Annotated in this window: 28 protein-coding genes and 4 tRNA genes; 22 read left to right on the top strand and 10 right to left on the bottom strand. The window is 62.8% G+C overall.

What is annotated here, in order from left to right:
• Positions 1-103 precede the first annotated feature (103 nt).
• From ribF to ispH, 5 genes are read left to right on the top strand one after another with little or no spacing between them, the layout of a single operon-like run.
• Positions 104-1,054, top strand: coding sequence for a bifunctional riboflavin kinase/FAD synthetase (ribF, locus tag HU760_RS21285; protein WP_186674032.1), 951 nt, complete (start codon positions 104-106; stop codon positions 1,052-1,054).
• Positions 1,051-3,882 (top strand): isoleucine--tRNA ligase, encoded by a 2,832-nt coding sequence (gene ileS / locus HU760_RS21280; RefSeq protein WP_186674031.1) that lies wholly within the window; start codon positions 1,051-1,053, stop codon positions 3,880-3,882. Before ribF ends, ileS begins: the two co-directional genes overlap by 4 nt.
• Positions 3,875-4,390 carry a signal peptidase II gene (gene lspA, locus HU760_RS21275; RefSeq protein WP_186674030.1) on the top strand — a complete coding sequence of 172 codons (516 nt, stop codon included), beginning with the start codon at positions 3,875-3,877 and terminating at the stop codon, positions 4,388-4,390. The genes ileS and lspA overlap by 8 nt, the downstream gene beginning before the upstream one ends.
• A complete protein-coding gene (fkpB, locus tag HU760_RS21270; RefSeq protein WP_186674028.1) occupies positions 4,383-4,820 on the top strand; it encodes an FKBP-type peptidyl-prolyl cis-trans isomerase in 438 nt (145 codons plus the stop codon). Before lspA ends, fkpB begins: the two co-directional genes overlap by 8 nt.
• Positions 4,821-4,834: 14 nt before the next feature.
• Complete coding sequence (gene ispH / locus HU760_RS21265) at positions 4,835-5,782, top strand: 4-hydroxy-3-methylbut-2-enyl diphosphate reductase (RefSeq protein WP_186674026.1); 948 nt, start codon at positions 4,835-4,837, stop codon at positions 5,780-5,782.
• Between the two features lie 118 nt (positions 5,783-5,900).
• Here ispH and HU760_RS21260 read toward each other — a convergent pair whose 3' ends face one another.
• Positions 5,901-6,398 carry a GspH/FimT family protein gene (locus tag HU760_RS21260; protein ID WP_186674025.1) on the bottom strand — a complete coding sequence of 166 codons (498 nt, stop codon included), beginning with the start codon at positions 6,396-6,398 and terminating at the stop codon, positions 5,901-5,903.
• A gap of 109 nt (positions 6,399-6,507) precedes the next feature.
• Here HU760_RS21260 and HU760_RS21255 point away from each other — a divergent pair, with 109 nt between their 5' ends.
• From HU760_RS21255 to thiO, 5 genes are read left to right on the top strand one after another with little or no spacing between them, the layout of a single operon-like run.
• Entirely contained in the window at positions 6,508-6,690 is a 183-nt protein-coding gene (locus HU760_RS21255) for a prepilin-type N-terminal cleavage/methylation domain-containing protein (protein ID WP_186674023.1), read from the top strand.
• Positions 6,687-7,331, top strand: coding sequence for a PilW family protein (locus HU760_RS21250; protein WP_186674021.1), 645 nt, complete (start codon positions 6,687-6,689; stop codon positions 7,329-7,331). Before HU760_RS21255 ends, HU760_RS21250 begins: the two co-directional genes overlap by 4 nt.
• Positions 7,328-7,792 carry a hypothetical protein gene (locus HU760_RS21245; protein WP_186674019.1) on the top strand — a complete coding sequence of 155 codons (465 nt, stop codon included), beginning with the start codon at positions 7,328-7,330 and terminating at the stop codon, positions 7,790-7,792. The genes HU760_RS21250 and HU760_RS21245 overlap by 4 nt, the downstream gene beginning before the upstream one ends.
• 1 nt (position 7,793) lies before the next feature.
• Positions 7,794-8,183, top strand: a complete 390-nt coding sequence (locus HU760_RS21240; protein ID WP_186674018.1) for a type IV pilin protein — start codon at positions 7,794-7,796, stop codon at positions 8,181-8,183.
• A gap of 54 nt (positions 8,184-8,237) precedes the next feature.
• Positions 8,238-9,335: a glycine oxidase ThiO gene (gene thiO / locus HU760_RS21235; protein WP_186674016.1), complete on the top strand. Its 1,098-nt coding sequence runs from the start codon at positions 8,238-8,240 to the stop codon at positions 9,333-9,335.
• Between the two features lie 2 nt (positions 9,336-9,337).
• Here the strand turns inward: thiO and HU760_RS21230 are convergent, their stop codons facing one another.
• Complete coding sequence (locus HU760_RS21230) at positions 9,338-9,568, bottom strand: PP0621 family protein (protein ID WP_186674009.1); 231 nt, start codon at positions 9,566-9,568, stop codon at positions 9,338-9,340.
• 94 nt (positions 9,569-9,662) lie between these two features.
• Positions 9,663-10,682, bottom strand: a complete 1,020-nt coding sequence (locus HU760_RS21225) for an outer membrane protein assembly factor BamD (RefSeq protein WP_186674008.1) — start codon at positions 10,680-10,682, stop codon at positions 9,663-9,665.
• Positions 10,683-10,829: 147 nt separating this feature from the next.
• On the opposite strand from HU760_RS21225, the gene rluD reads away from it, so the two are divergent.
• The 6 genes from rluD (at position 10,830) to HU760_RS21195 (ending at position 15,883) form a co-directional block, all read left to right on the top strand.
• Positions 10,830-11,792, top strand: coding sequence for a 23S rRNA pseudouridine(1911/1915/1917) synthase RluD (rluD, locus tag HU760_RS21220; RefSeq protein WP_170028155.1), 963 nt, complete (start codon positions 10,830-10,832; stop codon positions 11,790-11,792).
• Positions 11,789-12,529 carry a peptidoglycan editing factor PgeF gene (gene pgeF, locus HU760_RS21215; RefSeq protein WP_186674006.1) on the top strand — a complete coding sequence of 247 codons (741 nt, stop codon included), beginning with the start codon at positions 11,789-11,791 and terminating at the stop codon, positions 12,527-12,529. The genes rluD and pgeF overlap by 4 nt, the downstream gene beginning before the upstream one ends.
• A gap of 225 nt (positions 12,530-12,754) precedes the next feature.
• Positions 12,755-15,319 carry an ATP-dependent chaperone ClpB gene (gene clpB, locus HU760_RS21210; RefSeq protein ID WP_186673997.1) on the top strand — a complete coding sequence of 855 codons (2,565 nt, stop codon included), beginning with the start codon at positions 12,755-12,757 and terminating at the stop codon, positions 15,317-15,319.
• 325 nt (positions 15,320-15,644) lie between these two features.
• Positions 15,645-15,720: transfer RNA gene (locus HU760_RS21205), tRNA-Asn, on the top strand.
• A 4-nt stretch (positions 15,721-15,724) separates the two neighbouring features.
• Positions 15,725-15,801: transfer RNA gene (locus tag HU760_RS21200), tRNA-Pro, on the top strand.
• A 6-nt stretch (positions 15,802-15,807) separates the two neighbouring features.
• Positions 15,808-15,883, top strand: a tRNA-Lys gene (locus tag HU760_RS21195).
• 231 nt (positions 15,884-16,114) lie between these two features.
• On the opposite strand, the gene HU760_RS21190 is transcribed toward HU760_RS21195, so the two are convergent.
• From HU760_RS21190 to HU760_RS21180, 3 genes are all read right to left on the bottom strand, one after another.
• Positions 16,115-17,410, bottom strand: coding sequence for an NAD(P)/FAD-dependent oxidoreductase (locus tag HU760_RS21190; RefSeq protein ID WP_186673995.1), 1,296 nt, complete (start codon positions 17,408-17,410; stop codon positions 16,115-16,117).
• Positions 17,411-17,494: 84 nt separating this feature from the next.
• Entirely contained in the window at positions 17,495-17,668 is a 174-nt protein-coding gene (locus tag HU760_RS21185; RefSeq protein WP_013970765.1) for a DUF3094 family protein, read from the bottom strand.
• A 133-nt stretch (positions 17,669-17,801) separates the two neighbouring features.
• The gene (locus HU760_RS21180) at positions 17,802-18,431 is read right to left on the bottom strand and encodes a DUF1780 domain-containing protein (protein ID WP_186673993.1); all 630 of its coding nucleotides are present in this window, start codon (positions 18,429-18,431) and stop codon (positions 17,802-17,804) included.
• A 156-nt stretch (positions 18,432-18,587) separates the two neighbouring features.
• On the opposite strand from HU760_RS21180, the gene HU760_RS21175 reads away from it, so the two are divergent.
• Positions 18,588-19,328: an energy-coupling factor ABC transporter permease gene (locus HU760_RS21175; RefSeq protein WP_186673991.1), complete on the top strand. Its 741-nt coding sequence runs from the start codon at positions 18,588-18,590 to the stop codon at positions 19,326-19,328.
• Positions 19,329-19,376: 48 nt separating this feature from the next.
• On the opposite strand, the gene yacG is transcribed toward HU760_RS21175, so the two are convergent.
• From yacG to HU760_RS21155, 4 genes are read right to left on the bottom strand one after another with little or no spacing between them, the layout of a single operon-like run.
• A complete protein-coding gene (yacG, locus tag HU760_RS21170) occupies positions 19,377-19,577 on the bottom strand; it encodes a DNA gyrase inhibitor YacG (RefSeq protein ID WP_170028160.1) in 201 nt (66 codons plus the stop codon).
• Positions 19,574-20,197, bottom strand: coding sequence for a dephospho-CoA kinase (gene coaE, locus HU760_RS21165; protein ID WP_186673984.1), 624 nt, complete (start codon positions 20,195-20,197; stop codon positions 19,574-19,576). The genes yacG and coaE overlap by 4 nt, the downstream gene beginning before the upstream one ends.
• Positions 20,197-21,063 (bottom strand): prepilin peptidase, encoded by an 867-nt coding sequence (locus HU760_RS21160; protein ID WP_186673982.1) that lies wholly within the window; start codon positions 21,061-21,063, stop codon positions 20,197-20,199. The genes coaE and HU760_RS21160 overlap by 1 nt, the downstream gene beginning before the upstream one ends.
• Before the next feature lie 2 nt (positions 21,064-21,065).
• Positions 21,066-22,274, bottom strand: a complete 1,209-nt coding sequence (locus HU760_RS21155; protein WP_186673981.1) for a type II secretion system F family protein — start codon at positions 22,272-22,274, stop codon at positions 21,066-21,068.
• Positions 22,275-22,490: 216 nt separating this feature from the next.
• Here HU760_RS21155 and HU760_RS21150 point away from each other — a divergent pair, with 216 nt between their 5' ends.
• From HU760_RS21150 to HU760_RS21130, 5 genes are all read left to right on the top strand, one after another.
• Positions 22,491-22,901 (top strand): pilin, encoded by a 411-nt coding sequence (locus HU760_RS21150; RefSeq protein WP_186673979.1) that lies wholly within the window; start codon positions 22,491-22,493, stop codon positions 22,899-22,901.
• 71 nt (positions 22,902-22,972) lie between these two features.
• A tRNA-Thr gene (locus HU760_RS21145) sits at positions 22,973-23,048 on the top strand.
• A gap of 164 nt (positions 23,049-23,212) precedes the next feature.
• A complete protein-coding gene (locus HU760_RS21140; RefSeq protein WP_186673977.1) occupies positions 23,213-24,541 on the top strand; it encodes a tyrosine-type recombinase/integrase in 1,329 nt (442 codons plus the stop codon).
• 904 nt (positions 24,542-25,445) lie between these two features.
• Positions 25,446-26,426: an integrase domain-containing protein gene (locus HU760_RS21135; protein ID WP_186673975.1), complete on the top strand. Its 981-nt coding sequence runs from the start codon at positions 25,446-25,448 to the stop codon at positions 26,424-26,426.
• Positions 26,423-26,710 (top strand): hypothetical protein, encoded by a 288-nt coding sequence (locus tag HU760_RS21130; RefSeq protein WP_119368769.1) that lies wholly within the window; start codon positions 26,423-26,425, stop codon positions 26,708-26,710. Before HU760_RS21135 ends, HU760_RS21130 begins: the two co-directional genes overlap by 4 nt.
• Positions 26,711-26,760: the final 50 nt, after the last annotated feature.

Here is a 26,760-nt window from a genome sequence, read left to right as displayed (position 1 = left end):
AGGCGTCGGTTTTTCGCATTCCATGCCGCCCTTGGGCGCTGCTGCCTGTCACCGGCGCCCGGGTGTGGTTATAATCGGCCACTTTATGAGCAAGAAGCGCGTTATGCAGCTGGTTCGAGGTCTTCACAACCTGCGCCCCGAGCACCGGGGCTGTGTCGCCACCATTGGCAACTTCGACGGGGTTCACCGCGGCCACCAGGCGATCCTGGCGCGCCTGCGCGAGCGCGGCCAGGCCTTGGGCCTGCCAACCTGCGTGGTGATCTTCGAACCCCAACCACGCGAGTTCTTCGCCCCCGACACCGCGCCGGCACGCCTGGCCCGCCTGCGCGACAAGATCGAGCTACTGGCAGCCGAAGGCATCGACCTGGTGCTGTGCCTGGCATTCAACCAGCGCCTGAGCCAGCTCGGCGCCGATGCCTTCGTCAAGGCCATCCTCGTCGACGGCCTGGGGGTACACCACCTCGAAGTGGGCGATGACTTCCGCTTTGGCTGCGATCGCGCTGGCGACTTTGCCTTCCTGGTCGATGCCGGCAAGCAGTACGGTTTCACCGTCGAGGCTGCCAACACGGTGATCCAGGACGGCCTGCGGGTCAGCAGCACCGAAGTGCGCAAGGCGCTGTCCGAAGGCAACTTCGAACTCGCCGAGCACCTGCTGGGCCGCCCGTACCGCATCAGCGGCCGCGTGCTGCACGGCCAGAAGCTGGCCCGCCAGCTCGGTACACCGACGGCCAACATCCAGCTCAAGCGCCGCCGCGTGCCGCTGTCCGGGGTCTACCTGGCCAGCATCGAGATCGACGGCAAGGCCTGGCCGGGTGTCGGCAATATCGGCGTGCGCCCCACCGTTGCCGGTGACGGGCGCCCGCACCTGGAGATTCATCTGCTGGATTATGCCGGCGACCTGTATGGCCGGCGCCTGACGGTGGAGTTCCACCACAAGCTGCGCGAAGAGCAGCGTTTCGCCTCCCTGGAGGCGCTGAAGTCGGCGATCGATGCGGATATCGCCGCCGCACGTGCACATTGGCACGCTCAACCGCTAACGAAGAGCCTGAAATGACCGACTACAAAGCCACGCTAAACCTTCCGGACACCGCCTTCCCCATGAAGGCCGGCCTGCCTCAGCGCGAACCGCAGATCCTGCAGCGCTGGGACAGCATTGGCCTGTACCAGAAGCTGCGCGAAATTGGCAAGGATCGTCCCAAGTTCGTCCTGCACGACGGCCCGCCCTATGCCAACGGCAAGATTCACATCGGTCATGCGCTGAACAAGATCCTCAAGGACATGATCGTCCGTTCCAAGACCCTGGCCGGCTTCGATGCGCCGTATGTACCGGGCTGGGACTGCCATGGCCTGCCGATCGAGCACAAGGTCGAGGTCACCCATGGCAAGCACCTGTCTGCCGACCGCACCCGCGAGCTGTGCCGCGAGTATGCCGCCGAGCAGATCGAAGGGCAGAAGACCGAGTTCATCCGCCTGGGTGTGCTGGGTGACTGGGACAACCCGTACAAGACCATGAACTTTGCCAACGAGGCCGGTGAAATCCGCGCCCTGGCCGAGATGGTCAAGCAAGGCTTCGTGTTCAAGGGCCTGAAACCGGTGAACTGGTGCTTCGATTGCGGTTCGGCGCTGGCCGAAGCCGAAGTCGAGTACGCCGACAAGAAATCGCAGACCATCGATGTGGCCTTCCCGGTTGCCGATGAGGCCAAGCTGGCTGCCGCGTTCGGCCTTGATGCGCTGGCCAAGCCGGCCGCCATCGTGATCTGGACCACCACCCCGTGGACCATCCCGGCCAACCAGGCGCTGAACATCCACCCGGAGTTCAAGTACGCCCTGGTGGATACCGGTGAACGCCTGCTGGTGCTGGCCGAAGAACTGGTCGAATCGTGCCTGAAGCGCTACAACCTGGAAGGCTCGGTCATCGCCACCGCCCAGGGTTCGGCGCTGGAGCTGATCAACTTCCGTCACCCGTTCTACGACCGCCTGTCGCCGGTGTACCTGGCCGACTACGTCGAGCTGGGCGCCGGTACCGGCGTGGTGCACTCCTCGCCAGCATATGGTGAAGACGACTTCGTAACCTGCAAGCGCTACGGCATGGTCAACGACGACATCCTCACCCCGGTGCAGAGCAACGGCGTGTATGTGGATTCGCTGCCATTCTTCGGCGGCCAGTTCATCTGGAAGGCCAACCCGGCCATCGTCGACAAGCTGAGCGAAGTCGGTGCGCTGATGCACACCGAAACCATCAGCCACAGCTACATGCACTGCTGGCGCCACAAGACCCCGTTGATCTACCGCGCCACCGCGCAGTGGTTCGTGGGCATGGACAAGCAGCCGTCCACTGGCGAGCCGCTGCGTGAGCGCGCGCTGAAGGCCATCGAGGACACCAAGTTCGTACCCGCCTGGGGCCAGGCGCGCCTGCACGCGATGATCGCCAACCGCCCGGACTGGTGCATCTCGCGTCAGCGCAACTGGGGCGTGCCGATCCCGTTCTTCCTGCACAAGCAGACCGGCGAACTGCACCCGCGCACCGTCGAGCTGATGGAAGAAGTGGCCAAGCGCGTCGAGCAGCAAGGTATCGAGGCCTGGTTCAAGCTGGACGCTGCCGAACTGCTGGGCGCCGAGGCCGAGCAATACGACAAGATCGCCGACACCCTCGACGTGTGGTTCGACTCGGGGACCACCCACTGGCATGTGCTGCGTGGTTCGCACGACATCGGCCACGCCACCGGCCCACGTGCCGACCTGTACCTGGAAGGTTCCGACCAGCACCGCGGCTGGTTCCACTCGTCCTTGCTGACCGGCTGCGCCATCGACGGCCATGCGCCGTACCGCGAACTGCTGACCCACGGCTTCACCGTCGACGAGAACGGCCGCAAGATGTCCAAGTCGCTGGGTAACACCATCGAGCCGGAAAAGGTCAACAACACCCTGGGTGCCGACATCCTGCGCCTGTGGGTCGCTGCCACCGACTACTCCGGTGAGATGGCCGTTTCCGAGCAGATCCTGCAGCGTAGCGCCGACGCCTACCGTCGTATCCGCAATACCGCACGCTTCCTGCTGTCCAACCTGTCCGGCTTCGACCCGGCGCGCGACCTGCTGGCCCCGCAAGACATGCTGGCGCTGGACCGCTGGGCAGTCGACCGCACCCTGCTGCTGCAGCGCGAGCTGGAAGAGCACTACAGCGAGTACCGTTTCTGGAACGTGTATTCCAAGGTGCACAACTTCTGCGTGCAGGAACTTGGCGGCTTCTACCTCGACATCATCAAGGACCGCCAGTACACCACCGGCGCCAACAGTGTCGCTCGCCGTTCCTGCCAGACCGCGCTGTACCACATCAGCGAGGCGCTGGTGCGCTGGATCGCCCCGATCCTGGCGTTTACCGCTGACGAAATCTGGCAGTACCTGCCGGGTGAGCGCAACGAGTCGGTGATGCTCAATGGCTGGTACGAGGGCCTGAGCGAGTTGCCGGAAGGCACCGAGCTGGACCGCGCCTACTGGGACCGCGTGATGGCAGTGAAGGCATCGGTCAACAAGGAGCTGGAAAACCAGCGTACCGCCAAGGTCATCGGCGGCAACCTGCAGGCCGAAGTCACCCTGTACGCCGACGAAGGCCTGAGCGCCGACCTGGGCAAGCTGGGCGACGAACTGCGCTTCGTGCTGATCACTTCGGCCGCCAGCGTGGTGCCGTTCGCCCAGGCGCCGGCCGAAGCCGTGGCCACCGAAGTCGAAGGCCTCAAGCTGAAGGTGGTCAAGTCCGGCCACGCCAAGTGCGGCCGGTGCTGGCACTTCCGCGCCGACGTCGGCAGCCATCCGGAGCACCCGGAAATCTGCAGCCGTTGCGTCGACAACCTGAGCGGTTCGGGTGAGGTGCGCCACTATGCCTAACCCTGCAGCGGGGCGCTTCGGGCGCCTTGCATGGCTTTGGTTGAGCCTGCTGGTCCTGGTCCTCGACCAGGCCACCAAGCTGTATTTCAACAATGCCCTGAGCATGTACCAGCAGATCGTCGTGATTCCCGACTACTTCAGCTGGACCCTGGCCTACAACACCGGCGCGGCCTTCAGCTTCCTGGCGGAAAGCTCCGGCTGGCAGCGCTGGCTGTTCGCCCTGATCGCCGTGGTGGTCAGCGCTGTGCTGGTGGTGTGGCTCAAGCGCCTGGGGCGCAACGAGACCTGGCTGGCGGTGGCGCTGGCGCTGGTACTGGGTGGTGCGATCGGCAACCTGTACGACCGGGTGGTGCTCGGCCATGTGGTCGACTTCATCCTGGTGCACTGGCAGAACCGCCATTACTTCCCGGCCTTCAACCTGGCCGACAGCGCCATCACCGTTGGTGCGGTGATGCTGGCGCTGGATATGTTCAAGAGCAAGAAGTCCGAGGATCCGGTCCATGACTGACACCCGTATCGGCCAGAACACCGAAGTCACCTTGCACTTCGCGCTGCACCTGGAAAACGGCGACACTGTCGACAGCACGTTCGACAAGGCCCCGGCCACCTTCAAGGTGGGCGATGGCAACCTGCTGCCAGGTTTCGAGAACGCCCTGTTCGGCTTCAAGGCCGGTGACAAGCGCAACGTGGTAGTGGCCCCGGAGAACGCCTTCGGCCAGCCCAACCCACAGAACGTGCAAGTCATGCCGCGGTCCCAGTTCGAGGGCATGGAACTGTCCGAAGGATTGCTGATCATCTTCAACGATGCCGCCAACACCGAGCTGCCGGGGGTGGTCAAAGCGTTCGATGATGACCAGGTGACCATCGACTTCAATCACCCACTGGCTGGCAAGACCCTGACCTTCGAGGTGGAGATCCTCGAGGTCAAGGCCCTGTAAGCCTGGAGCCGAGCATGCAAATCAAACTCGCCAACCCTCGCGGCTTCTGCGCGGGGGTCGACCGGGCGATCGAGATCGTCAACCGCGCGCTGGAAGTCTTCGGCCCGCCGATCTATGTGCGTCACGAAGTGGTGCACAACAAGTTCGTGGTGGAAGACCTGCGCAACCGTGGAGCCATCTTCGTCGAGGAACTGGACCAGGTGCCGGACGACGTCATTGTCATCTTCAGCGCCCACGGGGTTTCCCAGGCCGTGCGCCAGGAAGCCGCTGGCCGTGGCCTGAAAGTGTTCGACGCCACCTGCCCGCTGGTGACCAAGGTACACATCGAAGTGGCCAAGTACAGCCGCGATGGCCGTGAGTGCATCCTCATCGGCCACGAAGGGCACCCGGAGGTCGAAGGCACCATGGGCCAGTACGACGCCAGCAACGGTGGCGCCATCTATCTCGTCGAGGACGAGGAGGATGTTGCCAACCTGCAGGTGAAAGACCCGGACCACCTGGCCTTCGTCACCCAGACCACGCTGTCGATGGACGACACCAGCCGCGTCATCGACGCCCTGCGCGCACGTTTCCCGAACATCGGCGGCCCGCGCAAGGACGACATCTGCTACGCCACCCAGAACCGCCAGGATGCGGTGAAGCAACTGGCGGACGAGTGCGACGTGGTACTGGTGGTCGGCAGCCCGAACAGCTCCAACTCCAACCGCCTGCGCGAACTGGCCGAGCGCATGGGCACCCCGGCCTACCTGATCGACGGCGCCGAAGACCTGCAACGTGGCTGGTTCGAGCAGAAGGCGCGAATCGGCATTACCGCCGGCGCTTCGGCCCCGGAAGTGCTGGTGCGTGGCGTGATCGAGCAGCTCAAGGCCTGGGGCGCTACGGGCGCCGAAGAGCTGGATGGGCGGGAAGAGAACATCACCTTCTCCATGCCCAAAGAGCTGCGGGTTCGTTCGCTGATCTGACGTGACCCTGTCCCGTCCTCATCGCTGGCAGGCCAGCCCCCACGGGTAGCGCACAAGCCTTGGACGCTGTGGCTGCCGGTGGGGGCTAGCTTGCCGGCAATAGGTGGCTACGACCGGTTCAGCGCTGGGCAGCCGGACACTGGGTGTCCGGGCCGGCCTCTGTATCCAGCCTGATTCTGCCGGTCGATGCCAGCACCACCTTATAGCGGCTATCGCCTGACGACCGTTCACAAACACGCAGCGTGGCAGCCAGCAACTGGTTGCCTGGGCCCAGCGGAACCCCCAGCGCGCTGAATTTCACCTGCCCGTCACGATTGCCAGCAATCTCCAGCGGCCGTGAAAGACGCTGTTCACGCAGCACTTGCTGGTTATGTTCCAGCAGCACCCGCCAACCGTTCCCCCACTTACCGTCCAACGGCTGCACCAGCACCGGCTGGCTTTGCAACATGGCATGGCTGCGCGCACTGCGCAGGGCCTGCGCCAGGTCGCGGGCGGCAGCTGCCCTGTGCAAGTCATCGCTCAACCGGGCGTAGGCCGGCATGCCGAGCTGGGTCAGCAGAGCTGCCACTGCCAAGGCCGACAACATTTGAATCAGTGTTACGCCGCGTTGCTTCACCGTGCATTCCTCCCTGGAAGTGCTTGGCTATAGCTTCTCGGTCGTTGGACAGGAGCACCAGTCGCCCGAGTTCAAGGTGATTGCAGGAAAAGTCTCAGGAGGTGCAGGGATGCACGCAGTTCAACGCGGCATGACACTGCTGGAGGTGCTTTTGGCGGTGGTGGTAGTGGCAGTGGGCCTGTTCGCAGCGGCAAGCCTGCAACTGCAGGCATTGCAGACGGTGGAAGGCGCGCGCCGCGATGGGCAGGGAGCAATGGCGGCGCACAGCGAGCAAGAACGGAGGCGGCAGTGAAGCGCATCCAGCGTGGGTTTGGTCTGCATGAGGTGATGATGGCCCTGGCGCTCGGCCTGATGCTGCTGGCGGCGGCTAGCCAGGTCTTCGTCTCGGCACATCAGAGCTGGCAACTGCAGAGTACGGCAGCTCACATGCAGGACGAGGCGCGCTTGGCACTGCTGCGCATGGCGCAGGATATCCGCATGGCGGGCATGTTCGGCTGCTTGCGTCTGCAGCCTGGTGATTTCGGCGATGTGGCAGCACGGCAGGCATTCGCCCGCCCGCTGGAAATCGAAGGCACCACCCTCAGCCTGGTGGTGGCAGAGTTGCCCGGCCAGGCCGGGGCGCCAGACTGGTTCTTGCATACCGACTGTCTCAGCACAGTGTTCGTGGAGGCGCAGCGAAAGGCGGGCTATCCAGTGGTGCATCCAGTCAGCAGGTATACCTATCAGCTGCAAGGCACCAAGCTGAGGTTCAAGCGCGGTGAAAGCGCGTTCCAGCCGCTGCTCGAGAACGTGCAGGCGATGCGTCTCGAGCGTGTGCAAATGCCGAAGGGAGAGCGGATAGACATTGCCCTGACGCTGTACGAACCGAAGCTCGGGCTCGAACAGCGGCATGAGCTGAGCGTGGCAATCCGCAACCCGGTGCCTGCCTCATGAACCGCCAGCGTGGCCTGGTCCTGTTGCTGGCACTGCTATTGAGCATGCTGTCAGGCCTGCTGGCAACTTCTGCCCTGCGCGCGGCGCTGGTGGAAACACGAATGGCCGGCTACCTGAGCGATGGCCTGCTGGCGCTGGAGCAGGCCGAGGAAACCTTGCTGGCAGGGGAGGGCGAGGTGCATCGGGCGCCGCCTGCCCCTTGTGATGCGTGCTCGCCCCCGGTCCGCCCGCATGATCTGGCTGGGCAATGGCAGCGCACGCGCATGGGCTATTTCCAGTTGCAGAATCTTGGGCCGAGCAGCCGCGCTGCGCACATGCCGGAAGGGCAGCAGGTCGTCCTGTTCAGGGTTACCGCTGTCAGCCTGCAGGCCCAGCCACGCTATGTACTGGAGGCGGTCTACGCCGTGGCCGGCGACAGCGCACGGCGCATTGCCTGGCGGCAAAGATTGCAAGGAGACTGACATGCAGCAAGGCTTGAGCCTGATTGAGTTGTTGATTGTGCTGGCGGTCACCGGCATTCTGGCAGCCATTGCCTACCCCAGTTACAACGACCAGCTCCGGCGCGCTGCACGCAGCGAGGTAGTCGGCCTGCTGCACGATGCCGCCCTGCGCCTGGAGCGCCATCGCGTGCTCACCGGCCAGTACGCCGAGGGCGAGCCGGCCTTGCCCGTGGGTAACCGCTACTACCGCCTGCAGGTCCAGCGCGACAGCGACACTTTCAAGCTGCGCGCCCGGCGGCTGCCGGGCGCACTGATGGCGCAGGATCGCTGTGGTGATTTCCAGCTCGACCAGGCCGGTGTGCGGAGCAATCCGGGCGCCGTTGGCGACAGCGAACACTGCTGGGGAAGCTGAAGGTTGAATGATGCCGAGTGCATCGCGTAATTACTTCAGATGTTGGATCGACAGATGAGCAAGCGAGTAGTGGTGGTCGGCGGCGGGGTGATCGGCCTGCTGACGGCGTTCAACCTGGCCGCGAAGGTCGGGCAGGTGGTGGTGTGTGACCAGGGCGAGGTCGGCCGCGAGTCGTCCTGGGCCGGTGGAGGCATCGTTTCGCCTTTGTACCCGTGGCGCTACAGCCCGGCAGTGACGGCCCTGGCGCACTGGTCTCAGGACTTTTATCCACAGCTGGGCGAGCGTCTGTTCGCCAGTACTGGCGTCGACCCTGAAGTGCATACCACCGGCCTGTACTGGCTCGACCTCGACGACGAAGCCGAAGCGCTGGCCTGGGCCGCGCGCGAACAGCGGCCGCTGAGTGCGGTGGACATTTCTGCGGCCTATGATGCGGTACCGGTACTGGGCCCAGGCTTCTGCCGGGCCATCTACATGGCCGGCGTGGCCAACGTGCGCAATCCGCGCCTGGTGAAGTCACTCAAGGCGGCATTGCTGGCGCTGCCCAACGTGACCTTGCGTGAGCATTGCCAGATTACCGGCTTCGTCGAGCGCGACGGGCGGGTGACCGGTGTGCAGACGGGCGACGACGTGCTGGCGGCGGATGAGGTGGTACTCAGCGCCGGGGCCTGGAGTGGCGAGCTGCTGCGCACGCTTGGCCTCGCACTGCCGGTGGAGCCGGTGAAAGGACAGATGATCCTGTTCAAGTGTGCCGAAGACTTCCTGCCGAGCATGGTGCTGGCCAAAGGGCGCTATGCGATTCCGCGGCGTGACGGGCATATTCTGGTCGGCAGCACGCTGGAGCATGCCGGTTATGACAAGACCCCCACCGTTGACGCCCTGGAAAGCCTGCGGGCGTCGGCCGTGGAATTGTTGCCAGGGCTCGAAGGGGCAGAGGTGGTGGCGCATTGGGCTGGGCTGCGACCGGGTTCTCCGGAAGGCATCCCGTATATCGGGCCGGTGCCCGGGCATGCAGGGTTGTGGCTGAACTGCGGGCATTACCGTAATGGCCTGGTGCTGGCGCCAGCCTCGTGCCAGTTGTTCACCGATCTGCTAACCGGGGCCGAGCCGATCATCGACCCGGCGCCGTATGCGCCAGCGGGGCGGTTGGGCTGACATTATCGGGGCTGCCCCGGCCCCTGCTGCAGGTGCGCCTGGCTGCAGTACCACTCGTTGTCCCGCTGCAGTGCCCGGTCATTGGGCAGGTGCACACCGCAATGGGCGCAGCGCACCATCTTCAGCGGTGCATCCAGCTTGGCCTCGGGGTGCGACTGCTGGCTGACTTTGAATTTGCGCCACAGCCAGAACGCGGCGGCGATCAGGGCGATCCAGAAAAGTAGGCGAACCATGGTGTCCAGCTTGTCGGTTGAAGAAGTCGACAGTCTAGGACGCGGCCAATAAAAAAGGGAGGCCCAAGGCCTCCCTTTCACCTACCGCAGCAGATCAGTCGAACAGGCCAAAGGTCATGTAGCTGAACCACGAGCGGTCTTGCTCGGCTTCTTTCGGCCCTTCCGGCACGATCGGGTCGCCATTCTCGTCCTTCGGCAGCAGCTCTTGCGGCATCTCGTCGCGCGCGTCCTGGAACTGCTTGACCACATCCTGGTTGGCGCGGGTTTCGCCCGGCGGCAGCGGGGTGTCGGTTTCGATCAGGCCCAAGGTGGCTTTGGACAGCCAGCCGCGGCCGTCGGACTCGGTCTGCTTGGGCTGGAACTCACCATCCACCAGGCTCGGGTGGTCCGGGTAGTTGAGCTTGAGGGTTTCCAGGCTGGTAGCCGCCAGTTCGTCCAGGTGCATCTTCTGGTACGACTCCACCATCACCGCCAGGCCATCACCGACCGACGGGGTTTCCTGGAAGTTTTCCACCACGTAGCGGCCACGGTTGGCAGCGGCGACATAGGCCTGGCGGCTCAGGTAGTAGTCGGCCACATGGATTTCGTACGCGGCCAGCAGGTTGCGCAGGTAGATCATGCGCTGCTTGGCATCAGGCGCGTAGCGGCTGTTGGGGAAACGGCTGGTCAGCTGGGCGAACTCGTTGTACGAGTCGCGGGCGGCACCCGGGTCACGCTTGGTCATGTCCAGCGGCAGGAAGCGCGCCAGCAGGCCACGGTCCTGGTCGAACGAGGTCAGGCCCTTGAGGTAGTAGGCGTAGTCGACGTTCGGGTGCTGCGGGTGCAGGCGGATGAAGCGCTCGGCGGCCGACTTGGCGGCCTCGGGCTCCGAGTTCTTGTAGTTGGCGTAGATCAGCTCGAGCTGCGCCTGGTCGGCATAGCGGCCGAACGGGTAGCGCGACTCCAGGGCCTTGAGCTTGTTCACGGCGCTGGTGTAGCTGGAGTTGTCCAGGTCAGCCTGCGCCTGCTGGTACAGCTCGGCTTCGCTGAGGTTCTCGTCAATGACTTCCTTATTGGAGGAACAGGCCGCGGTGAGCCCGAGGATGGCGATCAGCAGCAGGTGTTTCACTTGCATGGCGGCTTGCGTCCCTTTGACGGCCGCTGTCTTGGGCGGTGCCGTCCTGTTATGATGAGCGCCCCGGCCAACCCCGGGACAAAAGAAGCCGTATTTAACCACAAGCTCGCAGCCGAAACCAAAGGCTGTGCGCCCGCCGAATCGAGCATGTCCGAGATCATTCAACTTAGCGCAGAGGTGCCGTCCGAACTGGGCGGTCAACGCCTCGACCAGGTCGCCGCCCAATTGTTCGCCGAGTACTCGCGTTCGCGGCTAACTTCGTGGATCAAAGAGGGCCGCCTGACGGTCGATGGCGCGGTGGTGCGCCCTCGAGACCTCGTCCATGGTGGCTCGCAGCTTATCCTGGAGGCCGAGCAAGAGGCCCAGGGTGAGTGGGTCGCAGAAGATATCGAACTGGATATCGTCTACGAGGACGACCACATCATGGTGATCAACAAGCCTGCCGGGCTGGTTGTGCACCCAGCCGCCGGGCATGCCAGTGGCACCCTGCTCAATGCCTTGCTGCACCACGTGCCGGACATCGTCAACGTACCGCGCGCCGGTATCGTTCACCGCCTGGACAAGGACACCACCGGCCTGATGGTGGTGGCCAAGACCTTGCAGGCGCAGACCAGGCTGGTCGAGCAGATGCAGGCGCGCAAGGTCAGCCGCATCTACGAGTGCATCGTGATTGGCGTGGTGACAGCTGGCGGCAAGATCGATGCCCCGATCGGTCGCCATGGCGGCATGCGCCAGCGCATGGCCGTCACCGACGGCGGCAAGCCAGCGGTCAGCCACTACCGTGTGCTCAAGCGCTTCCGCTCGCACACCCACGTGCGGGTCAAGCTGGAAACCGGTCGTACCCACCAGATTCGCGTGCATATGGCGCATGTGGGTTTCCCGCTGGTCGGCGACCAGACGTACGGTGGCCGCTTCCGTATTCCGCCGGCTGCCAGCCCTACCATGGTCGAGGCAGTGAAAACCTTCCCGCGTCAGGCGCTGCATGCGCGCTTCCTCGCATTGGCCCACCCGATTACCGGTGAAGTCATGAAGTGGGAATCGCCACTGCCGGACGACTTCGTCTGGTTGCTGTCGCTGCTGAACCAGGACCGCGAGAGCTTTATCGGATGAGTGGCCTGACGCAGACGCTGCTGTTTCCCGACTGGCCGGCCCCGGCCTCGGTGCGGGCCTGCGTCACCACTCGCCAGGGCGGCGTCAGCCTGCCGCCCTATGAAACCTTCAACCTTGGCGACCACGTTGGCGATGACCCGGCTGCTGTGGCCGAGAACCGTCGCCGCCTGAGCGACGAGTTCGCCATCCAGCCGGCCTGGCTCAAGCAGGTACATGGCCGGGTGGTGGCCGATGCCGACCCGGCCGTGGTGGCCGAGGCCGACGCCAGCTGGACCGACCAGCCGGGCATTGCCTGCTCGGTGATGACTGCCGATTGCCTGCCGGCGCTGTTCTGCGACCGTGCCGGTACCCGCGTGGCGGCGGCGCATGCCGGCTGGCGCGGGCTGGCCGGGGGTGTACTGGAAGCCACGCTCGACCGCCTGGCATTGCCGCCTGAAGAGGTGCTGGTGTGGTTGGGGCCGGCAATCGGGCCGCAGGCCTTCGAAGTTGGCCTGGAGGTGCGCGATGCCTTTACCGCGGTGCACCCCGAAGCGGCGCGGGCTTTTGTCGCTGGCGAGCGGCCGGGCAAGCTGATGGCCGACATCTATGAGCTGGCGCGCATTCGCCTGGCGGGGCGTGGGGTAACGGCCGTTTATGGCGGTGGCTGGTGCACGGTCAGCGACGAGCGGTTCTTCTCTTATCGGCGCACCCCGCAGGGTGGGCGCTTCGCCTCGCTGGTCTGGCTGGACCCACGTTAGCCTGGCCTCTGGCGGATAAATCCGCTCCTACAAGGGAGCGCGAAACCTGTAGGAGCGGATTTATCCGCGATTGCCCCACCACCAATCCAACAGGTTGACTTTGGTCAACCCCGCTACGCTTGAATCTTCCACAATCAGCCTTATCTATAAGGTCATCTCAGGCAGGTTTCTTCATCAACAGGCGCTGTCCATCGCTCCGACCTGCCCTTTAAAGGAAGGTATCCCATGCGAATAGACCGTTTGACCAGCAAGCTGCAGCTTGCCATATCCGATGCCCAGTCCCTGGCCGTTGGCATGGACCACCCAGCCATCGAGCCCGTGCACCTGCTGCAGGCGCTGCTCGAGCAGCAGGGTGGTTCGATCAAGCCGCTGCTGATGCAGGTAGGCTTCGACATCAACAGCCTGCGCCAGGCACTGGTGAAAGAACTCGACCATCTACCGAAAATCCAGAACCCGACCGGCGACGTGAACATGTCGCAGGACCTGGCGCGTCTGCTCAACCAGGCCGACCGCCTGGCCCAGCAGAAGGGTGACCAATTCATTTCCAGCGAGCTGGTGTTGCTGGCTGCCATGGACGAGAACAGCAAGCTCGGCAAGTTGCTGCTCGGCCAGGGCGTCAGCAAGAAGGCCCTGGAAAACGCCATCAACAACCTGCGCGGCGGTGCGGCAGTCAACGATGCCAACGCCGAGGAATCGCGCCAGGCGCTGGACAAGTACACCGTCGACCTGACCAAGCGCGCCGAGGAAGGCAAGCTGGACCCGGTGATCGGCCGTGACGACGAGATCCGCCGTACCGTGCAGGTGCTGCAACGCCGGACCAAGAACAACCCGGTGCTGATCGGCGAACCTGGCGTCGGCAAGACCGCCATCGCCGAAGGCCTGGCACAGCGCATCATCAACGGTGAAGTGCCTGACGGCCTCAAGGGCAAGCGCCTGCTGGCGCTGGACATGGGCGCGCTGATCGCCGGTGCCAAATACCGCGGCGAGTTCGAAGAGCGCCTCAAAGGCCTGCTCAATGAACTGTCCAAGCAGGAAGGCCAGATCATCCTGTTCATCGACGAACTGCACACCATGGTCGGTGCTGGCAAGGGCGAGGGCGCCATGGACGCCGGCAACATGCTCAAGCCGGCCCTGGCGCGTGGCGAACTGCACTGTGTGGGCGCCACCACGCTCAACGAGTACCGCCAGTTCATCGAGAAGGACGCTGCCCTGGAGCGGCGCTTCCAGAAGGTGCTGGTCGAGGAACCGAGCGAGGAAGACACCATCGCCATCCTGCGTGGGCTGAAGGAGCGCTATGAGGTGCACCACAAGGTGGCCATCACCGACGGCGCCATCATCGCTGCGGCCAAGCTCAGCCACCGCTACATCACCGACCGCCAGCTGCCGGACAAGGCCATCGACCTGATCGACGAAGCGGCCAGCCGTATCCGCATGGAAATCGACTCCAAGCCGGAAGTGCTAGACCGCCTCGACCGTCGCCTGATCCAGCTCAAGGTGGAATCGCAGGCGCTGAAGAAGGAAGAAGACGAAGCCGCGAAAAAACGCCTGGAGAAGCTCACCGAGGAAATTACCCGGCTGGAGCGTGAATACGCCGACCTGGAAGAAATCTGGGCGTCCGAGAAGGCCGAGGTGCAGGGCTCGGCGCAGATCCAGCAAAAGATCGAGCAGGCCCGCCAGGAACTGGAAGCAGCCCGTCGCAAAGGCGACCTGAGCCGCATGGCCGAGCTGCAGTACGGGGTGATCCCGGACCTGGAGCGTAGCCTGCAGATGGTCGACCAGCATGGCAAGGCCGACAACCAATTGCTGCGCAACAAGGTGACCGAGGAAGAAATTGCCGAAGTGGTGTCCAAGTGGACCGGCATCCCGGTGGCCAAGATGCTCGAAGGCGAGCGTGAGAAGCTGCTGAAGATGGAAGAGCTGCTGCACCAGCGCGTGATTGGCCAGGGCGAGGCGGTAACCGCCGTGTCCAACGCCGTGCGCCGCTCGCGTGCCGGGCTGTCCGACCCGAACCGGCCCAGTGGCTCGTTCCTGTTCCTCGGCCCGACCGGTGTGGGCAAGACCGAGCTGTGCAAGGCGCTGGCCGAGTTCCTGTTCGACACCGAAGAGGCCATGGTGCGTATCGACATGTCTGAATTCATGGAGAAGCACTCCGTGGCTCGCCTGATCGGTGCCCCGCCAGGCTATGTCGGCTATGAAGAGGGCGGTTACCTGACCGAGGCGGTACGGCGCAAGCCTTACTCGGTGGTGCTGCTGGACGAGGTGGAAAAGGCTCACCCGGATGTGTTCAACGTGCTGCTGCAGGTGCTGGAAGACGGCCGCCTGACCGACAGCCACGGACGCACCGTGGACTTCCGCAACACGGTGATCGTGATGACGTCCAACCTGGGCTCGGCGCAGATCCAGGAACTGGTGGGTGACCGCGAGGCACAGCGTGCAGCGGTGATGGATGCGGTGGGTTCGCACTTCCGCCCGGAATTCATCAACCGTATCGACGAAGTGGTGGTGTTCGAGCCGCTGGGCCGCGAGCAGATTGCCGGTATTACCGAAATCCAGCTGGGCCGCCTGCGCAGCCGCCTGCAGGAGCGCGAACTGTCGCTGAGCCTGAGCACGGAAGCCCTCGACAAGCTGATTGCCGTGGGTTACGACCCGGTGTATGGCGCACGGCCGCTGAAGCGCGCCATCCAGCGCTGGATCGAGAACCCGCTGGCGCAGCTGATCCTGGCAGGCAAGTTCATGCCTGGTACGGCGATTACCGCCAAGGTGGAAGGCGAGGAGATCGTCTTCGCCTGACCCGAAAGCCCCGCTACGGCGGGGCTTTTTTCATCCCGGCGCAGGTGCGGTGATAAGTTTCTGAAAATTTTGAAATTTTTGCTTGCATCTAAAATCGAGTGCCCCTAATATACGCCGCGTTGTCAGGCACTAAGCGAATCACCAGCAACATCGGGGATCGCAAAACAACTTACAAATCAGTAAGTTGAACGAAAAAAAGTGGTTGACAAGCAAAACGAAGAATGTAGAATAGCCGGCCTCAGCAGCGACAACGCGAAAGCGGATAGCCAAAGAGACCGAAGCTAACACAAGCTTCGAAGTAGTAAAGGTTGTACCGAAGTTCAGTTCCGCGATAGCTCAGTCGGTAGAGCAAATGACTGTTAATCATTGGGTCCCTGGTTCGAGTCCAGGTCGCGGAGCCAATCTCGGGGTGTAGCGCAGTCCGGTAGCGCGCCTGCTTTGGGAGCAGGATGTCAGGAGTTCGAATCCCCTCACCCCGACCATTTTCCGGGTCGTTAGCTCAGTTGGTAGAGCAGTTGGCTTTTAACCAATTGGTCGTAGGTTCGAATCCTACACGACCCACCATGTAAAAAGGGCATCTCGAATGAGATGCCCTTTTTCTTTTGCCTTGAATTTTTCTCCAGCGTATCGGCTGTCCGGTTCATCTCGACGATTGCCTTGTGAGAGGGCTACCGGCGCTATCGCCGGCAAGCCAGCTACCACAGGTACAGCACAGGACTCGGCGTCCGTGAGTACATTGTGGCAGCCGGCTTGCCGGCGATGGGGCTAGTACAGGCAACCGTTATGGCATGCCTGTCAGTGCAACTTCAGGCGCGGCTCGGTACCGCGGCCAATCTTGCTGCCGAGCATCATCAGCGCAGTGCGGAAGAAACCGTACAGCGCCATCTGGTGCATCCGGTACAACGACACATAGAACATGCGCGCCAGCCAGCCCTCCAGTTTCACGCTGCCCATCAGGTTACCCATCAGGTTGCCCACCGCCGAGAAGCGCGACAGCGACACCAGCGAACCGTAGTCCTTGTACGCGTAGGTCGGCAGCGCCTTGTTCTCCAGCCGCGCCTTCAGGCTCTGCGCCAGCATCGAAGCCTGCTGGTGCGCGGCCTGCGCCCGTGGCGGCACGTTGCGGTCGCTGCCAGGTTGCGGGCAGGCGGCGCAGTCGCCGAAGGCAAAGATGTTGTCGTCGCGCGTGGTCTGCAGCGTCGGGCGTACCACCAGCTGATTGATGCGGTTGGTTTCCAGGCCATCGATGTCCTTGAGGAAGGCAGGTGCACGGATACCCGCCGCCCACACCTTCAGGCTGGCCTTGATCACTTCGCCATCCTTGGTCTTCAGGCCATCTTCGGTCACTTCACTGACGGCGGCATTGGTCATCACCTTGACCCCGAGTTTTTCCAGGGTCTTGTGCACTGGCACGCTGATGCGCTCGGGCAGTGCCGGCAGCACGCGCGGGCCTGCTTCGATCAGGGTGATGTGCATGTCCTTGGGCTGGATACGGTCCAGGCCATAGGCTGCCAGTTCGTGGGCCGCGTGGTGCAGCTCGGCCGCCAGCTCCACACCGGTGGCACCCGCGCCGACGATGGCCACGCTGATTTTCTCGCTGGCCACGTCACCGGCATGGGCACGCAGGTAGTGGTTGAGCAATTGCTGGTGGAAACGCTCGGCCTGCTTGCGGGTGTCGAGAAACAGGCAGTGCTGCGCTGCGCCCAGGGTGCCGAAGTCGTTGGTATTGGAACCCACGGCAATCACCAGGGTGTCGTAGCCCAAGGTACGCGCAGGCAGCAGCTCGCGGCCCTCTTCGTCGAGGGTGGCGGCCAGCTGGATCTGTTTGCCTTCACGGTCCAGGCCGCTCATGCGCCCCAGCTGGAAGTTGAAGTGGTTCCACTTGGCCTGGGCCACGTAGTTCAGTTCGTCTTCCGAGGAGTTCAGCGAGCCGGCGGCCACTTCGTGCAGCAGCGGTTTCCAGATATGCGTGAGGTTGGCGTCGACCAGGGTGATCTCGGCCTGCTTGCGCTTGCCCAGGCTTTTACCCAGGCGGGTCGCCAGTTCCAGGCCGCCGGCGCCGCCGCCGACAATCACGATGCGATGAGTCATGGGAATATCTCATAAGGTTTACGGAATTCGTGGCCCAAGGGGCCTGCCGCAAACTGCGCGAGGGGAGGGCGAGCGCGAAGCAGCTCATAGCACCAGCCCACTCAGCAGGCGGCTGATGAGGCCCAACCCGATGGTCACGGCCACCACCAGCACAAGGAGCAGCCACGGCCGGAAGGGCCTGCGCTCGACTTGGTGCTGGGGGGCTCGCAGATACTCATCGACACGACGCTGATCTTCCGGATTCAGGCGGCTGGTCATGGTGGGGCCTCGTCAGGTAGACGTTTGTGACTGCGCAAACGCTACAGCGTTCACGTAGGCGCTTGAAACAAATGATAATGCTTTCTATCTCTGACGCCGAGTGTACGCCATCGCAAACACTCGCTGCACTGGATCAAAGACTGATGCCCACGTCGAACACGATGCTGCGCCCCAGGTTGCCGCGCAGGAAGTCCGGCGCATCGGGGTGAGCGAACAGCACCCGGGCGAAGGTTGGCCCGACCAGCGACAGCGAGCGCCAGCCCTGGCGCAGGTATTCGGTGGGTGGCGGGAAGTGCGTGTTGAGGTCGAGCACTTCGCGCTTGAGGCTGGCGAAGGCGATGATGTCCAGCTCGTTCAGCTCCAGCCCGCGTTCGCGGTAGTTGTGTGCCTTCTTGCGCAAGGTCGGCGCCAGGCGCCCCAGCAGTTCGCTGGCACTGATGCGCCGCGGGCGCGCTTCGCGGCGCACCAGTTGCGCCAGGGAAAACGCACTGCGGCGGCGCTGCAGCTCTTCGCGCCATTCATCGTTCAACCGGCGGCCCTCGTCGAGCACGAAAAAGACCTCGAAGGCGGCATCGCGAAACAGCACATCCGGCGGCTCCTGGCCGGCCGGGGTGAAGTCCTCGCTGCGATAGGGGATGTTCAGCCCCTGCAACAGGCGTTGGCACACCCAACGCTCCCGTTCCCACTTGCGGGCGTTGGAGAGAAAGGCATTGGCTTGTTCGGCCTGGATAGTAAGCAGGCGCAGGTAGTCTGAGTCATCCATGGGACAAGCTTAGACGCTAATCGATGACGGTAAGATGCTGTTTGTGCGTATAAATCAGCGCAGCATTGGCCCCTGCTGCACGCCCTGCGAATTCACCAGGCCAAAGCCCCGCGCGGCGCTGATGGCGAGGAGCGTTGCTGCCCGCAGCCGAATGAAATGGAGAATAGGTGTAGACTCGGCCTTGTCCACAGGAAGCCAGGGGGCATTGTTCAGGTGATCAGCGCGCAGGTATTGTCCGGCACCACCCTTACCCTTGGCTGGCTGGGTTACGTACCGTTGCTGACCTGGGCAGCCAGCCAGGTGCGCTGGGTAGAGCTGTTCACCGACCGGCGCCGCCAGCACCTGCTGTTCGGCACGGTGTTCTGCCTGTTCGCCCTGTGGCTGGTAAGGCGCGATTTCGATACTGGCGTGTCGTACCACTTCATCGGCATGACGGCGGTGACGTTGTTGCTCGACTGGCCGCTGGCCGTGCTGGGCGGTTTCATGGCTCAGATCGGCTTGCTGATACTCGGGCGCCAGGACCTGGCCGCGCTGGGGATCAATGGCTTGTTGCTGGTTGGCTTGCCGGTACTGGTTGCCGAGGCGTGTGCGATAGGGGTCGAGCGTGCCCAACCCAGAAACCTGTTCGTGTATATCTTCTGTTCCGGCTTCTTTCCCGCAGCGCTGACGGTACTGGCCTGCCTGTCGGCCGGGTTGGGCTTGCTGTGGCTGAACGGGCGCTTCGCCATGCCGGAGTGGCTTGGCGACTTTGTTGGCTACCTGTGGCTGATGATGTTCCCCGAGGCATTCATCAACGGCACGGTGATCAGTGCGTTGGTGGTGTTCTGCCCGGAGTGGCTGGAAACCTTCAACCGCACGCGGTATCTGCAGGCGCCGTGGAAGGAGGACGAGCGATAGCTTAACCAGGCCTGCGCAACCCGCCCCCTGTAGGAGCAGTCGGCAGGCTCAGTGCCGCGGCTCCAGATCCCCCGAATACAGCTCATCCTCGGACTCATCCGAACCCGGGATCTTGTGTTCCTCCGCCGCCCAGGCGCCCAGGTCGATCAGCTTGCAACGGTCCGAGCAAAACGGCCGGAACGGGCTTTTCTCGTTCCATTCCACAGGTGCGCCACAGGTCGGGCAATCGACGGTCAATGGCTGGCTCATGGCTGGCCTCCTCGTAAAGTCAGGTAAAAGTGGTGCAGGCGGTCAATCTGTTCATGCAACGCGGCGAGGTCGCCGTCGTTGACCACCACATCGTCGGCATGGCGCAGGCGCTCCTCACGCGCCAGCTGGGCCTTGAGTATGGCCTGCACCTGCTCGGTGCTGGCGTTGTCCCGTGCCAGGGTTCGCGCCATCTGCAGCTCCTGTGGCGCATCGATTACCAGCACCCGTTGGGTTTTCTGGTATTGCCCCGATTCGATCAACAGCGGTGAGACATACACCGCATACGGCGACTCGGCCTTGGCCAGGTAGCTGAAGATCTCCTGGCCGATCAGCGGGTGCAGCAATTGTTCCAGCCATTTGCGTTGCGCCGGGTCGGCGAAGATCAGCTGGCGCAGGGCCGAGCGGTCGAGCTGGCCGTCCGCTTGCAGCACACCAGGGCCGAAGCGCTCGACGATGCTGGCCAGCGCCGGGCGGCCAGGTTCGACCACCCAGCGCGCCGCCTGGTCGGCATCGACCAGGTGCACGCCAAGCTCGACGAAGCGCTCGGCAGCGGCGCTCTTGCCGCTGCCGATGCCGCCGGTCAGGCCGAGAATCCAGGGGGTAAAGGCCGCAGTGGTCATCAGAATCCAAGCAGTTGCAGGTATGAGGCGTATATTTCATCACCCCAGAGCACGGCAATCCACCCCGCAATCGCCAGATAGGGCCCAAACGGCATCGCCGTGCCCAAGCCATGCCGGCGCAAGCGCAGCAAACACAGCCCCACCAGCGCCCCGACCAGCGACGACAGCAGCAGCGTCAACGGCAATACCTGCCAGCCACCCCAGGCCCCGATCAGCGCCATCAGCTTGAAGTCGCCATAGCCCATGCCCTCCTTGCCGGTGACCAGCTTGAACAGCCAGTACACCGTCCACAGGCTGAGGTAGCCGACCACCGCCCCCCACAACGCACTGGGCAGGGGGACATAGAGGCCGAAGGCGTTGACGATCAGCCCCAGCCACAGCATCGGCAGCACCAGCACATCCGGCAACAGCTGATGCCTGGCATCGATCAGGCTCAGGGCCAGCAGGCACCAGGTCAGCGGCAGCGCCAGCAAGGCCTCGGGCGAAGTGCCAAGATGCCAGGCCACCCCCAGCGAAAGCAGCGCGCTGGCGACCTCCACCAACGGATAGCGCGGGCTGATGCGGGTTTTGCAGGCTGAACAACGGCCGCGCAAGGCCAGGTAGCTGATGACCGGAATGTTCTCCCATGCGCGGATTCGATGTCCGCAATGCGGACAACGCGAGGCCGGTAGCCACAGGTCGAAGCGCTCGTGCGCCGTGGTCGGCAGCCCCAGTACCTCCTGCGCCTCACGCTGCCATTGCTGCTCCAGCATGATCGGCAGGCGGTACACCAGCACATTGAGGAAACTGCCCACCAGCAGGCCGAGCAGCGTGGCCAGGGTGAGGAAGTAGGCTGGCTGCTCCGCCAGCAAAGTCCATGAAGTCATGTTCAGATCAAGCTACCCAACTGGAAGATCGGCAGGTACATCGCCACCACCAGGCCGCCTACCAGCACGCCCAGGATCAGCACGATGGCTGGCTCCAGCAGGCTGGTCAACTGGTCCAGCGCCTGGCTGACCTGTTCCTCGTAATGGCTGGCGGCTTTCTCCAGCATCTGGTCCAGCGTACCGCTGTTTTCACCGATCGCCGTCAGTTGCACCAGCAACGGCGGAAACAGCGGCTCGGCGGCCATCGCCTGGTGCAACCCCTGACCATTGGCCATGCCCTGGCGCAACCGCAAAACTGCCTGTTCGTGCAAGTCGCCACCACTCACCCGCGCCACCGTACCCAATGCATCCAGCAACGGCACTCCGGCCGCATAGGCCGTAGCCAGGCTGCGGGCAAACCGCGCCAGCGCCGCCTGCCCCAGCAACCTGCCGAACACCGGCAAGCCCAGCACTTGTCGGGATAGCCACAGGCGCGTTGGCGCATGCTGCCGGTAAAGCCGGCGCATGGCGAAACCGAGCGCAGCGCTCAGCACCACCAACAGCGGCGCAAACCGGCTCAGCAGCGTGGACAAGTCGATCACCCATTGAGTGTACGCTGGCAGTGCCGCGCCCATGCCTGAAAACAGCTTCTCGAATTCGGGTATCACCTCCAGCAGCAGAATCGCCGACACCCCCAACCCGGTCAGCAACAGCAGCAGCGGGTAGATCATCGCCTTGCGCACCTTCCTGTGCAGCGCCTGGCGTTGTTCCAGCATGGTTGCCAACTGTTCCAGCTGCCGGTCGAGCGTGCCGGATTGCTCACCCACCCGCACCAGGTTGCAGTACAGCGCGTCGAACCAGCCTGGGTGGCGCTGCAACGCGTCCGCCAGCCCGAGGCCCGAGGCCACATCCTGTTTCAATCTGTCCAGCAGCGCCGCCTGTGCCGCATCGCAGCCACTGCGCCCCATCACCTCGAACGCCTGCAGCAGCGCTACCCCGGCCTTGAGCAAGGTCGCCAATTGCCGGCTGAATCCCGCCGAGTCGGCTTTCACCTGGCGTTTCGGCAAGCTGAAGGCCAGCCCGCCGGCGGGCCGCAAACCTGCCACCTTGATGCCCTGGCGAATCAATCCGGCCCGCACATGGGCCGGGCTGCGCCCAGGCGTCTGGCCGCTGACCGGCTGGCCGTTGGCGTCGGTGCCATGCCAGGTGTAGAGAGGGGGCGATGGGTTCATGCGAAGGTCCTTTTTTCTGCCCGTGCGACAAGCTTCGAAACAGCTTGCCGCGTCCATGCCAGGGCGTGCGTCCATGATGCTCACTAGAGTAGTTCAGCGAAGATGACGCCCAAGCGGGCAGGGGTGACAAAAGGTGTCTGTTCAGGCCTACTGCGCCGCTGCCGGTTGGGGCGAGACAGACCTCAACGAGTACGCGTATCAAAAAGGAAAACGTTCATGAAAGGGCAACGCGGTATCACCCTGATCGAACTGATGATCGTCGTCGCGATCATCGGCATTCTGGCGACCATCGCCTTACCGATGTACACCAACCACCAGTCCCGCTCGAAGGCTGCGGCCGGGTTGCTGGAGATCAGCGCGCTGAAGACGGCGATGGACTTGCGCCTGAATGACGGCAAGGACGTGGCGACGGTGGCCGAGCTGGGTGGGCAGCCGGCTACGGCGCATTGTGCGATCACGGCCAGCGGCAAGGCGGCGGACGGTACCGGGAGCATCGTTTGTACCCTGGTGGATGCGCCGGCTACCGTGCTCGGCAAGGCCATTACCCTGACGCGCGCGGCGGCTGGCTGGGCGTGTACGACCGACATTGAAGAAGACCTGGCACCGAAGGGGTGCAAGGCGCCTTGAGGGCGGGGTAATAAGGTAGGCGAAACAGGGGTTTGCGTAACGGGTGCGAGCAGTGGTACGTTGCGCTACACGCCGGTGTAGCTCAGTCGGTAGAGCAGCGCACTCGTAACGCGAAGGTCGCAGGTTCGATTCCTGTCTCCGGCACCACATCCAGCTCCACTGCATTCCGCTGAATGCTTTGGAAGCCCTCTAAACCGGCCTTCTGGCCGGTTTTTCGTTTCCACGACCCTCCGTCGGGAACCAACTAAATCCCCAATAACCGGGGGTATTTTTGGGGTACAGCGTCTTTCCTGAATGGAGAACGTACCCCTATGCCACGCCTAGCCACTCCGCTCAGCGACCTCAAATGCCGCACGGCAAAACCGCGTGATCGGGCCTACAAATTGTTCGACGGCGGGGGCATGTACCTGTACGTCGCGCCCAGTGGCTCGAAGACTTGGCGGCTGCGGTATTTCAAACCCAACGGCAAGGAAGGCACGCTGATCATCGGTAAGTACCCCATCGTTTCATTGGCCGTCGCGAGGACCAAGCGCGATGAGGCCAAGGCTCTGTTGCTCGATAACCTTGATCCGATGGAAGAAAAGCAGAAGGCCAAGATCGCAGCTCAGCGGGCAAGTCTTCTGTTTGAAACCGTCGCTCTGGAGTGGCACGTCGAAATGTCCCGACGGTGGACTGAGGGCCATGCCAAGACGGTGCTGAGCAGGTTGCGCACCCATGTGTTTCCGCTGATTGGTCAGCGGCCTATCGCTGAACTCGATACCCATGATCTCCTTGAGGTCACCCAGCGAATCAAGGATCGCGGCACCATGGATGTAGCGCTGCGTGTGCAGAACTATCTATCCACGATCATGCGGGGTGCGAAGCGGGCGCGGCAGATTACTCACAATCCGGCGCTCGATCTGGCCGGCTCGATTCAAGCGCCGCGCACCGTGCACCGTCCTGCACTTTCGTTGAACCGCCTTCCTGAACTGTTGGATCGAATCGACAATTATACCGGTCGCGAACTGACCCGGCTCGCAGTGCTACTGACGCTGCATGTGTTCGTGCGCTCCAGTGAACTGCGCTTTGCCCGGTGGGATGAATTCGATCTGCAACGTGCGATGTGGGAGATCCCCGACACCCGTAAGCCGATTGAAGGTGTCCGCTATTCCACGCGCGGGACCAAGATGAGTGGGGACATTCAGATAGTGCCGCTGTCGCCTCAAGTCATCGAGATCCTTGAGCAGCTGCACAGCTTGAATCGCTTCTCTGAACTCGTCTTGCCCGGTGATCACAGGTACTGTAAACCCTTGTCGGAGAATACGGTTAACCAGGTGCTGCGCAATATGGGGTACGACACCACCAAGGACGTGTGCGGGCATGGTTTCAGGACCATGGCTTGTAGTGCCTTGCTCGAATCAGGGCTGTGGACGGATGCAGCGATTGAGCGGCAGATGAGCCATCAGGAGCGTAACCGCGTGCGCGCCGCGTATATCCACAAGGCCCAGTTTCTGGAGCAGCGTCGGTTGATCATGGCGTGGTGGAGTAACTACATCGATGCCAACAGATCGGGCCATATCACTCCGCATGAGTTTGCCCATCCGGTAGGCGATAACGTCACCGCCTTGCCAAATGGTTATGGCGCATTCGATCGCGGGTGAGTCTGCAAGATCGGCGCTGGCTGCTCTTTCACGCGGGTCCATCCAAACAGGGCTGCAAAGCCGCCCTGTTTGGACGGACCTCACTTTGAAAAGCTAGAAGCCAAGACGTTGTCCGGGATTTACCACTCAATTCCATCGGTGGATAACCGCTTTTCACGTCCCCAGTAGCGCTGAGCTTCGACCCTTGACCGGGTTTATCCACAGGCGTAGAACTGGCCGTGCAAGCGCTGTCGATGACAGCACCCCAGGTGACCCGAACCTTCAAGGTCACGCCGCTCCCGCGGTGGTTCTCCCCCCAAATGGCGATTCGCGTCCGGCAGCTCGCCCGGTCACCTCCCCGGTGATGGATGCCTACTTCAGATCATGGCCCTTTGTGCGCCAGACAATACCTCGTACTTCGCTGCCCTGCAGCAACCTACCCGCATGGCCATTTCGCATGCGCCAACCTGCGCCCGTCTCTTTCACTGGAAAGAGACGGGCGCGTCTAACACTGCTGCAGCCCTCATCGCATTTGGCTTTGTGGCAACTTCACCCGTGACAATCGGCGTGACAAACGTCGATGTCATCAGCAACAGCGCTGTAGATGATGGTGCCGCAGACCACGGAGTGGACTGCACCTGACTGACAGTCAGGCATGCCCCGGTCATCGCATTGCTGCTTGCACCTGGCTCAGGATCTCGCGGCACTGGTCTCGTCAGCCAATGCAGCCCCCACCCGCCCACCGGTAACGGTGCTCAGGAGGCCAGATCATGAGATGCCCTTGCTCCCGGACGTAAGGAGCCGCCAGTCCCGCGTTAGAGGACATCCCCACAGGCCGCAGGGGCCTTGATCCCTGATAACACTCAGCATTCTTGGCGGGATGACGTGGGGCGAGGGTCAGAGAACGGCAGATGAGGTGATCGACATGGCATTGATAGGTAGACGCGATGGCCGCAATTTCGGTTACGGCAGACAATTGAGCTATGCAGGACCGCAGGCGCTAAAAAACATGTTTGGCAGTGGCCACTACGGCACGGTCAAGGCGCACTGCGATCGGTGGCAGGCCTTCGTGAAGTGGTGCCGCTCCGAACAGGGGCCAGGTATTAGTGATGCGCGGCAGATTGATCGGAAGGTATTGGCCGACTATGCGGCGTATCTGTGCGACGTGGTTAGGCGCGGTGACCTCGCTGTCAGCACCGCACAAAACCGGCTATCCAGCGTTAACAGAACCATGGCAGCGCTTCGCGGTGATCAATACGTGAAGTTGCCAAGCCCGAGCAAGGCATTGGGTATGCAGCGCAGCGGGGTTCGTCAATTGGCCCCACAAGGCCAGGACCGCGAACAGGTTAAGCAAATCGTTGATGCGCTTTGCCGCCATGATCAGCAGCGGGTCGCCGCGATCGTTCTGTTGGCGCGAGCCACCGGCATGCGCTTGCGTGAGGCCATCTTGGCTGACCTGCCACGGCTGAGCCGTGAGGCTAACGAATTTAGCAGGATCAACATTCAGGATGGCACTAAAGGCGGTCGCTCCGGAGCCTCGGCGCCACGTTGGATTGCGGTGAACGGTCATGTTCGCGAGGCGCTTGGGTTTGCATTGCAGGTGTCGCCTGGGGGTAGCCGCAACCTGATTGCTCCGCACGAAAGCTATCTGAATTTTTTACGAGAAATCACCTGCCATGCGCGGACCATCCTGCATGTCTACAACCTCAAGGGCTTCCATGAGCTGCGAGCGGCTTATGCATGTGAGCGCTATGAGCAGATCACCCAGCACCGCTCGCCTATCAATGGCGATGAATGTCGCAAGATGGATCGGTGCCTTGATCGTAAGGCCCGAAGGCAAATCAGCTATGAGCTTGGGCACGGTAGGATCGATGTGGTCGCGGCCTATATTGGCGGACGGACATGAACAAGCCATTCGATATGGAGCTGTTCTTGGCTGGCGTGCTGACCGGATCCTACGCGACGCGGCAACGCCATTTGCGGCAGGCAAAGGTTATCCAAGCTGCAATCGCTGAGCGTTGGCAACGAGAAACGCCTTGGGTTTGGCAGAGAAAGCATGTCGCTTGGTTCCTAGATCATCGCCTACGCGAACGCAGTGACGCAACGCGTTATTACTACCTGCTGACCGTGCAGCTGCTAGTTCATCGTTTAGAAAAAACATGGTTCTTCAAGTGCCAAGCGAAGATCTGATTGATAGTAGCGACCGACCGCTTTCGAGCCAAAACAGCCCTTTGTGAAGG

Source organism: Pseudomonas oryzicola (assembly GCF_014269185.2).
Taxonomy (GTDB): domain Bacteria; phylum Pseudomonadota; class Gammaproteobacteria; order Pseudomonadales; family Pseudomonadaceae; genus Aquipseudomonas; species Aquipseudomonas oryzicola.
Note: the sequence above shows the minus strand (reverse complement) of the source record. Positions and strands in the feature narration are given on the sequence as shown.

Bases quoted from the DNA above. Each gene is read 5' to 3' on its own strand.
- ribF (WP_186674032.1), top strand. From the start codon at position 104: ATGCAGCTGGTTCGAGGTCTTCACAACCTGCGCCCCGAGCACCGGGGC.
- ileS (WP_186674031.1), top strand. From the start codon at position 1,051: ATGACCGACTACAAAGCCACGCTAAACCTTCCGGACACCGCCTTCCCC.
- lspA (WP_186674030.1), top strand. From the start codon at position 3,875: ATGCCTAACCCTGCAGCGGGGCGCTTCGGGCGCCTTGCATGGCTTTGG.
- fkpB (WP_186674028.1), top strand. From the start codon at position 4,383: ATGACTGACACCCGTATCGGCCAGAACACCGAAGTCACCTTGCACTTC.
- ispH (WP_186674026.1), top strand. From the start codon at position 4,835: ATGCAAATCAAACTCGCCAACCCTCGCGGCTTCTGCGCGGGGGTCGAC.
- HU760_RS21255 (WP_186674023.1), top strand. From the start codon at position 6,508: ATGCACGCAGTTCAACGCGGCATGACACTGCTGGAGGTGCTTTTGGCG.
- HU760_RS21245 (WP_186674019.1), top strand. From the start codon at position 7,328: ATGAACCGCCAGCGTGGCCTGGTCCTGTTGCTGGCACTGCTATTGAGC.
- HU760_RS21240 (WP_186674018.1), top strand. From the start codon at position 7,794: ATGCAGCAAGGCTTGAGCCTGATTGAGTTGTTGATTGTGCTGGCGGTC.
- thiO (WP_186674016.1), top strand. From the start codon at position 8,238: ATGAGCAAGCGAGTAGTGGTGGTCGGCGGCGGGGTGATCGGCCTGCTG.
- HU760_RS21230 (WP_186674009.1), bottom strand. From the start codon at position 9,568: ATGGTTCGCCTACTTTTCTGGATCGCCCTGATCGCCGCCGCGTTCTGG.
- HU760_RS21225 (WP_186674008.1), bottom strand. From the start codon at position 10,682: ATGCAAGTGAAACACCTGCTGCTGATCGCCATCCTCGGGCTCACCGCG.
- rluD (WP_170028155.1), top strand. From the start codon at position 10,830: ATGTCCGAGATCATTCAACTTAGCGCAGAGGTGCCGTCCGAACTGGGC.
- pgeF (WP_186674006.1), top strand. From the start codon at position 11,789: ATGAGTGGCCTGACGCAGACGCTGCTGTTTCCCGACTGGCCGGCCCCG.
- clpB (WP_186673997.1), top strand. From the start codon at position 12,755: ATGCGAATAGACCGTTTGACCAGCAAGCTGCAGCTTGCCATATCCGAT.
- HU760_RS21190 (WP_186673995.1), bottom strand. From the start codon at position 17,410: ATGACTCATCGCATCGTGATTGTCGGCGGCGGCGCCGGCGGCCTGGAA.
- HU760_RS21185 (WP_013970765.1), bottom strand. From the start codon at position 17,668: ATGACCAGCCGCCTGAATCCGGAAGATCAGCGTCGTGTCGATGAGTAT.
- HU760_RS21180 (WP_186673993.1), bottom strand. From the start codon at position 18,431: ATGGATGACTCAGACTACCTGCGCCTGCTTACTATCCAGGCCGAACAA.
- HU760_RS21175 (WP_186673991.1), top strand. From the start codon at position 18,588: ATGGAGAATAGGTGTAGACTCGGCCTTGTCCACAGGAAGCCAGGGGGC.
- yacG (WP_170028160.1), bottom strand. From the start codon at position 19,577: ATGAGCCAGCCATTGACCGTCGATTGCCCGACCTGTGGCGCACCTGTG.
- coaE (WP_186673984.1), bottom strand. From the start codon at position 20,197: ATGACCACTGCGGCCTTTACCCCCTGGATTCTCGGCCTGACCGGCGGC.
- HU760_RS21160 (WP_186673982.1), bottom strand. From the start codon at position 21,063: ATGACTTCATGGACTTTGCTGGCGGAGCAGCCAGCCTACTTCCTCACC.
- HU760_RS21155 (WP_186673981.1), bottom strand. From the start codon at position 22,274: ATGAACCCATCGCCCCCTCTCTACACCTGGCATGGCACCGACGCCAAC.
- HU760_RS21150 (WP_186673979.1), top strand. From the start codon at position 22,491: ATGAAAGGGCAACGCGGTATCACCCTGATCGAACTGATGATCGTCGTC.
- HU760_RS21140 (WP_186673977.1), top strand. From the start codon at position 23,213: ATGCCACGCCTAGCCACTCCGCTCAGCGACCTCAAATGCCGCACGGCA.
- HU760_RS21135 (WP_186673975.1), top strand. From the start codon at position 25,446: ATGGCATTGATAGGTAGACGCGATGGCCGCAATTTCGGTTACGGCAGA.
- HU760_RS21130 (WP_119368769.1), top strand. From the start codon at position 26,423: ATGAACAAGCCATTCGATATGGAGCTGTTCTTGGCTGGCGTGCTGACC.